Below are 7503 nucleotides of genomic sequence, written 5' to 3'. Positions count from 1 at the left end.
GCGCATGCCTGAGACGTGGCACAGCAGAAGCGCGATCGGGAGGCTCGCCGTGCAGATGGTGAGATCGCGCAGGTCGGTCATGGCTTGTGCGACGGCCAGCGTGGTGGTGCCGGAATCGAGGAACACCACCATGCCGTCCTTCACAAGACCGGCAGCTATCCTGCCGATCGCAGCCTTGCCCCGGGCATTCTCCTGGCTGCGCAGGCTCATTGCCGGTTCGCTCGGCTCGAAACGGGCAGCGCCGCCATGGACGATGCCGAGCTGTCCTTTATCCGACAGCAGTTTCAGGTCGCGGCGGATGGTTTCGCGTGAGACATCGAAGAACCCGGCCAGCTCGGCGACACTGACAGACCCGTGAGCGCCCAGCCGCCGCAGGATCTCTTCGTGGCGACGTGGAGCAAGGGCGCGCGCCGGCAGGCTGCTGTCGGGGGACATGATGATCCTGGATCGAGTATCGATGTTGCAATATGTGGCAGTGATCGCGCGCAGAGGCAACCGGAGCTCAAGCCACGCCGTCAGGATTTTCGCGACAGGCCATCTTCCCTGATCGCGCTGACCAGCGTCTCGCTTCCCTCGCGAAGATGCCGCCTCAGAATGCTTATGGCCTTGTCCTCCTTGCGCGCCCTGCAGGCGGCCAGCAGGTCGCGGTGCTCCGTCTGCGAGCGGCTGCGATAATCCAGGTTCGACAGGAGGATGCGGACGTAGCGATCTGCGGCATTGTGGTGCGCCTCGATCAGGCCGAGCAATCGACGGTTACCGCAGGCGTCGTAGAGAGCCAGATGAAAGGCACGGTTCAGCGCACCCCATCGGCCGACATTGCGCTCCGCGTCGATCTGGTCGAGCACCTGTTCCGCCTCGTCGAGCTTCGCGCCGGCGAGGTTGGGAAGCGAAAGCCGCACCGCCTCGCATTCAAGCAGTTCGCGCAGTGCGTAGATTTCACCGATCTCGGCGCCGTCCATCCGGGCGACCTGCGCGCCTTTTGTCGGATGGATGGAAACAATGCCTTCGGCTTCCAATTGGCGAAGGGCGTCACGAATTGGCATGCGGCTGAAGCCAAACTGCTCGGCCAATTCGTCCTGGCGCAGCGGAGTGCCCGCCTTGATGGTTCCACCGGCAATCGCTTCGCGCAGGACATTGGCGACCTGTTCGGCCACGGTTCGCGGCCCCTGCATCACGCTTTCCGCAAATCCTTGCAATCGATGCTCCCGTTTGACGCGGCGCTCAGCTTAACGGATGTAGGTATCCTCGTATACGCAGTATCGGCAACGCCCCAAGGGTTCGCCGCACTATTCCGACGGTCTCTGCCCGGGCTATTAGCCACTCAACCAAGGGTCTGCCGCGCTTCATCCCGAACGCTGGAAGGCGCCACGCCATAACGCTTTCGGAAGGTGCGGTTGAAGTAGGAGATATCCCCGAAACCGACTTCATAGGCAGTGGCGCCTATCGAAAGCGTTCCCGTTCCCCGCAACAGCAGCTTGCGCGCCTCGGCCAGGCGCCGTTCGAGAAGATATCTCGAAAATGTCGTCCCTTCGCGCTGAAACAACTTCTGGACATATCGTGGTGTAACATCGAGGACAGCGGCCACAGCGGAAATGCTCAGATCGCCATCCCCCAGGTGATCATCGATATAGCGTTTAACAGGGTGCAGCCGGTCACGTTCCACCGTTGATGGGGTTTCCAGATAGGCGACGACGAGCGGAAGTATTTCGTTGAAATGGGCATTGGCCATCTCCGCCTCGTTGGCAGAATGCGGGCCACGCATCAACAGATAAGCGCCGTAGGTGATCAGAAGCTGGAGCGGAGGAAACGTTCTCGGGATCGGTCGCAGCATCAGCCTGGAAAGCGTCTCGCCGGAAACGCGGAAAGCGGCGCCGGGCAGGCTGCCGCAGTCCAGCCTGCCCCCTTCCGGCAGATACCAGTCGTAGGCCATCTCACCGGATACAAAGAGGAAATCTCCAAGCGCGGCTTCTATCTTCCGTCCATCCTGCTCAACGACCAGCGGACCTTCCATGCTTCGCAACATGAGCACCTTGTCCGAACCCGGCATTCCAATCCCCCGCACCCGTAACGGCGAGGGCGGGAAGAAACACGTCATGACGTTCAGATCGGCGAGGCCACATGTCACGCCACGCACGGCGGAGAGGACACCCAGCCCTGTTTCGATCGCGACCTCCCCGATGACCGTTAAAAAATGGCCGGCGCACAACCGCTCGGCTTCCGCGTCGTCGTGACCCGACATGTCGAAGCTCACCGGGCTGATCCCGCTGGGGTTGGTCGACCTGTGATATAACTGCAACATTTTCAATTCGGATCGTCGGAGTTCGTTTTCAGCAGTGCCGGCTTCGCTTCACTCCAAGCGCGCCATCGCCCTGATCGATAACATGAGTAATTGAGACATATTTAATCGATCCGGGAAAAGGGAGCCAGCGATTTGTGGCCCTCAATGCCTTTGCGGCACCCGAGGGGCCAATTTGGAGTGCGACTATGCGGAATGAACTGATCGCGGGAACTTGCCTCGCACTGCTGCCACTTGCTTTCACGACCATGCCCGTGCAGGCGCAGAACACTGGAGATTCGGCACCCGCGATACAGCTGGAAACAGTGTTGGTGACGGCGAGCAGAACGGAGCAGCCGATCTCCAGCATTCCCGGGTCCGTCCAGGTCATCGAGGCTGATGAGCTGGCACAACAGCTCAAGCTGACGAGCGACCCGGCGACCCTGATTTCCAAGCTGGTTCCCGGTTTTTCGATCGCAAACCAGACGATTTCAGGTGCCTCGGAAAGCTTTCGCGGTCGCGGCGTGCTGATTCTCGTCGACGGCATTCCCCGCAACACCCCGTTGCGTGACGTTTCACGAACGCTTTCGCTTATCGATCTCGGCAAAGTCGAGCGCATTGAGGTGGTCAACGGGGCAAGCAGCCTTTACGGCTCCGGCGCGACCGGCGGCACCATCAATTTCATCACCAGGCGGGACGCGACCGAAAGACCAACCGTCACCGTCGAGACCAAGGTGAAGGCGTTCACTGCAAATCCCGGCAAGTCCCTGGCGCCGGAAGTTTCGGTTTCGGCGACGCAGAAGATCGGCAAATTCGACTACATGTTCTCGGCCAGCGGCCAGCGGACGCGCCGGACCTATGACGGAGACGGTCGCGAACTGCCGTCCGACGCCATGCTCGGCCAAGGCGGGGGCGATCGCACCGACTTCGGCAACCTCTATGCAAGACTGGGATATGAGGACGGGGCCCGTCGTTTCGAGGTCTCCGGCGAACTGGTCCGCATGGAACAGAATCCGGATTGGTTTTCCAATTTCCAGGCCACTCCAGCGGCGCCCGACTACACGGCGCCGTATACGGGCGAATCCGTGGAAGAGAATTCAAAATATTTCACCGCGCGCTATACCGACACCGCCTTCGCCTTGGGATCGCTCGAAGTGAAGTCGTTCTACAACGATATGGAGAAGCGCTTTCCCTTCACCCGCTTCGATCGCTTCGTGAACAATCAGGTCTACTATTCGGGCAACCCGCTCAACCCGCAGGCCAGCTTTGCCCAGACCACGCTCTTCAGCAAGCGCGCCGGCGTCACCGCTACGGTCGAGACCCCTCTCGACATGCTGCTGGAGGGGTCGACGCTGACCTGGGGCCTGGACTTCATCCACGACAAGACCTTCCAGAAACTCGAGAACGGCTGGGACGTCATCAGTCCGATGAAGCAGAACTCGGTCGCCGGCTTTGCCCAGTTGCAGGTCCCTGTGACCGACCGGCTGCGCCTGCAAGGTGGATTGCGCTACGAACGCTACTTCCTCGACATCGAGGATTTCAACCGCCCAGCCATCTTTTACATCAACCGGCCATATCCGGCGATCAACGTCATCGGCGGGTCCTTTGACTACGACAATCTGACTTTCAATGTCGGCGGCACATTCGATCTCACGCCCGATGTCCAGCTTTACGGTGGCTTCTCGCAGGGGTTCTCGCTGACCGACATCGGCAGCTTCACGCGGCGAGCCGGCGCCAACAGCAGTGCCGAACTGTGCGACGCCTACGGGGCGCTGGCATGTCCCGGCGCAGGCGCACCCGACTATACGGTCAGCTACGCTGACATCGCTCCCAGCCCTCAGGTCGTCAACAATTACGAGATCGGCATTCGCGGCGGCGATGTCGACTATGGCGGCTCGCTGTCGGCCTTTTTGTCCACCTCCGACCAAGGCGTGAACTACGACATCGCCTCCAACCGCGTGTCGCAGCAGAAGGAGGAAATCTGGGGCGTCGAAGTCACCGCATGGTGGAACCTGACCGGCAACCTCACCGTCGGTGGCCTCCTTGGCTATACCGAGGGGCGCTACGACAATGACGGCGATGGCAATATCGATGCGTGGCTGCCGAACAACAGGATAGCGACCCCGGTGCACGGCACGGTCTACGGGACCTATGTCTTCGACAACGGCCTCAATCTTCGCAGCGAGGTCCAGTTCTTCACCAGCCGGGACAAGATAACGACCGTACCCGAGATCAAGGGCGCGGCACTGGTAAATATCCTTGCGAGCCACAAGGTCGGCAAGGGCGATCTCAGTGTCGGCGTCGAGAACGTCTTCGACACCAACTACATGAATCCGACAGCTAGCGCCACGCGCAACAATGTCGTCAATGGTTTCGGCCGCATGGTATCGCTCGGCTACAAGGTCACCTTCTGAGATGGTTCGTTTCGAGATGCACAAGGACGGCATCGTCGACCTGCGCCTCTACCCTCCGCACGCGGCAACCGACGAGGCCGACTACCTCGAAGCGCTCGACCGGATCGGCAACCTCGATGGACCCTATGCCATCGTGGTGGATATTGCCGGCAGCACTCATCTCTCCCGAGAGGGGGAAGTCCGTCAGGCCGCATGGGCCAAGGCCACGCGGCAGCGCATCTCCAGCGCATGCCGGGCCTTGGCACTGGTGCGTGACAATCCCAACCCACGATCGCGGCAATCGTTCGAGCGGCTCTGGGCTATTCCGGTCCACGTCACCAGCGACAGAGAGGAAGCGCGGCAGTTCGCCGCCAAACATCTCGACAAGGCAGTTCGGCCATGAGCGGGCTCGCATCCGAGACCATCAGCCGGCCGGCAGAGCGGCGGGATTGGCAGCGTTTGCGGCTGTTCGCCGTGCTGGCGGGTCTCTACCTCGCCCAGGGTATTCCGGGTTATCTCCTGGTCGCCGCGGTGCCGCCGATCATGCGCGAGCTTGGCGTGTCGAGAACGGCCATCGGCATGCTTGCCGTCCTGATGATCCCGCTGACGGTGAAATTCCTCTGGGCACCGCTCGTCGATCGGATCAGGCCGATGGCGATCGGGCACCGCCGCGGATGGATTCTTCCCACGCAGATCGGGACTGTGATCGCCATAGCGGCACTCGCCCTTGTGGAACCGACCAATCTGAAAGCCATATTCGCAATAGGTTTCGCGATCGCGGTGCTGACCTCGACGCAGGACATTGCAACCGACGGCTATGCCACGCTCGCCCTGAGGCAAGAGGATCGCGCCGTTGGAAACGCAATCCAGGGCGGAGCGGTCGCACTCAGCGTCATCGTCGGCGGCACCGTTTCCCTGCTTCTCTATGGCTGGGTCGGCTGGCAGGCGATGGTGCTGACGATCGCGGCGGTCTCAGCCCTGCCATTGATTGCGATCGCCTTCATGCCGGAGGACACCGCTACAAAAAACGCCGAACCGCGGGCGAAACCTTCGATCTCCAGCTTTCTCAAGCGCCCGGAAGCCGTGACCGTCCTGATGATCGCACTGACCTACCGGGCGAGCGAAGGGCTGGTGAAATCCATGGAGGGATCCTATCTCGTCGACGTCGGATTGCCGCTGTCGGCGATCGGATATCTGAGCGGTATTTCTGCGGCGACGGCCGGCATTGCCGGATCCTTCATAGCGGCCATGCTTGTTCGACGTTCCGGCGCCGGCCGAACGCTGCTGCTGCTCGGCGCCTTGCGCACGATCTGCTTCCTGTTGTTTGCCCTGCATGCGGCCGGCGAAATCACGGGCATATGGACTCTTTTGGGAGCGGCGGGGTTTCAGACCTTGATCCGCTATATGGAGATTGTGGCGCTCTACAGCCTGTTCATGGCGGTGTCATCGAAAGATCAGCCTGGAACGGACTTCACCATTCTGTCCTGCGCCCAGATCATCATCTACCTGATCGGCTCGATGATGGCCGGTGCGATCGCCGACCGCATCGGCTATGGCGCACTTTTCACCCTCTCGACGCTCGTCTCCGGTCTGGCCGTCGTGCTGACTGTTCACCTTCTTTCGCGGCTCTCGAAGAAAAGCGCGGGAGCGGACTTCGCCTGAAATTCCAGCATGGAAGACATCGTGCGCCACGAGCTGGTCCGGGCCGATTGGTGGCAGCCAGGCAGACAGGCGGGCTCGATGTCTCCAGGACAGCCGAAGGCGCGGCGTCAACGAGAATTTCGTGGTCGAACATGGCCGCTGACCTGCACGCCGTCCTCGGCACGCAGGTACAGGAAGCCGGGGACGGACAGCAGCGGGATGACCGCGGTCAGCAGGAACACCTGGTGGAAGCGTTCCGCTGTCACGATGCGGGTTTCTCCTGCGACAAGGCCCAGCACCATGGCGGCGATCGAAACGCCCAGGGAAACGCTGAGTTGCTGCAGGACGCCGCCGAGACTGGTGGCGCGGCTGAGCTTGTCGTCCGGCAGGTCGGCATAGGACAGCGTGTTGGAGGTCATGAACTGCGCCGACCGGATGACCCCGAAGACAAAGACGTAAAGGCCGATCATCCAGTGCGGCGTATCGGCTTCGATCAAGGCGAAGCCCCCGACAGCGGCGGAGCCGACCACCGCGCTGCCGATGAGCACGACATTGAAGCCAAAGCGCCGCAACAGCGGCGACAGCAGCGGCCGAATGAGCAAGGCGCCGAAGCTGCCGACGAATGTCAGCGAGCCCGAGGTGACCGGGCTCATGCCAAAGCCGACCTGCAGCATCAGCGGCAACAGGAAAGGCACGCCGTTGAGGCCAACGCGGCACAGGCCGCCTGCGAGCGTACCGACCCAGAACGAGCGAAATCGAAACAGTGTCAGATCGACTGCCGGTGCAACGACGCGGCGCGCATAGCGCCCGAAGGCGAGCAGCAGCAGGATCGCCGCGGCCAACACCAACGCTGTCGCCGAAACGGAGATGATCGGCCTACCGATGCTTTCCAGTCCGAACTGCAGCAGCGCGACTCCGCATCCCACCATCAGGAACCCGGCGAAGTCGAAGCGCTGCACCGCCTCCTCGCGGAAATCGTCGACGAAGCGCAGCGCCGCCAGAATGCCGAGACAACCGAAAGGCACGTTGACATAGAATATCCAGCGCCACGATGCATAGGTGGTCAACAGGCCGCCGAGCAGCGGCCCGATCACAGGCCCCATGATGGCGGGCAAGGTCATGTAGGTCATGGCGGTGATCAACCCGCCGCGCGGAAAGCTGCGCAGCAGGATCAGCCGCCCGACCGGCGTCATC

At 61.7% G+C, this 7503-nt stretch carries 7 protein-coding genes; 3 read left to right on the top strand and 4 right to left on the bottom strand.

The genetic code is table 11. The features are described from left to right. The 3 genes from EN906_RS16170 to EN906_RS16160 all read right to left on the bottom strand — a co-directional run. A partial coding sequence (locus tag EN906_RS16170) for a DeoR/GlpR family DNA-binding transcription regulator (RefSeq protein WP_164777196.1) occupies window positions 1-435 on the bottom strand: 435 nt, incomplete at its 3' end. 80 nt (window positions 436-515) lie between these two features. After that, window positions 516-1172 (bottom strand): GntR family transcriptional regulator, encoded by a 657-nt coding sequence (locus EN906_RS16165; protein ID WP_127266983.1) that lies wholly within the window; start codon window positions 1170-1172, stop codon window positions 516-518. A 149-nt stretch (window positions 1173-1321) separates the two neighbouring features. Beyond that, window positions 1322-2251, bottom strand: coding sequence for an AraC family transcriptional regulator (locus EN906_RS16160; RefSeq protein WP_164748649.1), 930 nt, complete (start codon window positions 2249-2251; stop codon window positions 1322-1324). A gap of 356 nt (window positions 2252-2607) precedes the next feature. On the opposite strand from EN906_RS16160, the gene EN906_RS16155 reads away from it, so the two are divergent. Genes EN906_RS16155 through EN906_RS16145 form a run of 3 tightly spaced genes read left to right on the top strand, consistent with a single transcriptional unit; the run spans window position 2608 to window position 6330 of the window. Continuing rightward, the gene (locus EN906_RS16155) at window positions 2608-4689 is read left to right on the top strand and encodes a TonB-dependent receptor (RefSeq protein WP_236383132.1); all 2082 of its coding nucleotides are present in this window, start codon (window positions 2608-2610) and stop codon (window positions 4687-4689) included. 1 nt (window position 4690) lies between these two features. Next, window positions 4691-5071: a hypothetical protein gene (locus EN906_RS16150; RefSeq protein ID WP_127272286.1), complete on the top strand. Its 381-nt coding sequence runs from the start codon at window positions 4691-4693 to the stop codon at window positions 5069-5071. Continuing rightward, on the top strand, window positions 5068-6330 hold the full coding sequence (locus EN906_RS16145) for a RhtX/FptX family siderophore transporter (RefSeq protein ID WP_127272287.1): 1263 nt from the start codon (window positions 5068-5070) through the stop codon (window positions 6328-6330). The genes EN906_RS16150 and EN906_RS16145 overlap by 4 nt, the downstream gene beginning before the upstream one ends. A gap of 107 nt (window positions 6331-6437) precedes the next feature. Here EN906_RS16145 and EN906_RS16140 read toward each other — a convergent pair. After that, window positions 6438-7503 (bottom strand): MFS transporter (locus EN906_RS16140; protein ID WP_127375251.1); only part of this gene is annotated, 1066 nt, incomplete at its 5' end.

The sequence above is a fragment of the Mesorhizobium sp. M7A.F.Ca.CA.004.06.1.1 genome, assembly GCF_003999135.1.
Lineage (GTDB): Bacteria > Pseudomonadota > Alphaproteobacteria > Rhizobiales > Rhizobiaceae > Mesorhizobium.
The sequence above is the reverse complement of the archived record's forward strand: the minus strand, read 5'-3'. Positions and strand labels throughout refer to the sequence as shown.

Excerpts from the sequence above, each read along its gene's own strand:
- EN906_RS16145 (WP_127272287.1), top strand. The coding sequence starts at position 5,068 with ATGAGCGGGCTCGCATCCGAGACCATCAGCCGGCCGGCAGAGCGGCGG.
- EN906_RS16150 (WP_127272286.1), top strand. The coding sequence starts at position 4,691 with ATGGTTCGTTTCGAGATGCACAAGGACGGCATCGTCGACCTGCGCCTC.
- EN906_RS16165 (WP_127266983.1), bottom strand. The coding sequence starts at position 1,172 with ATGCAGGGGCCGCGAACCGTGGCCGAACAGGTCGCCAATGTCCTGCGC.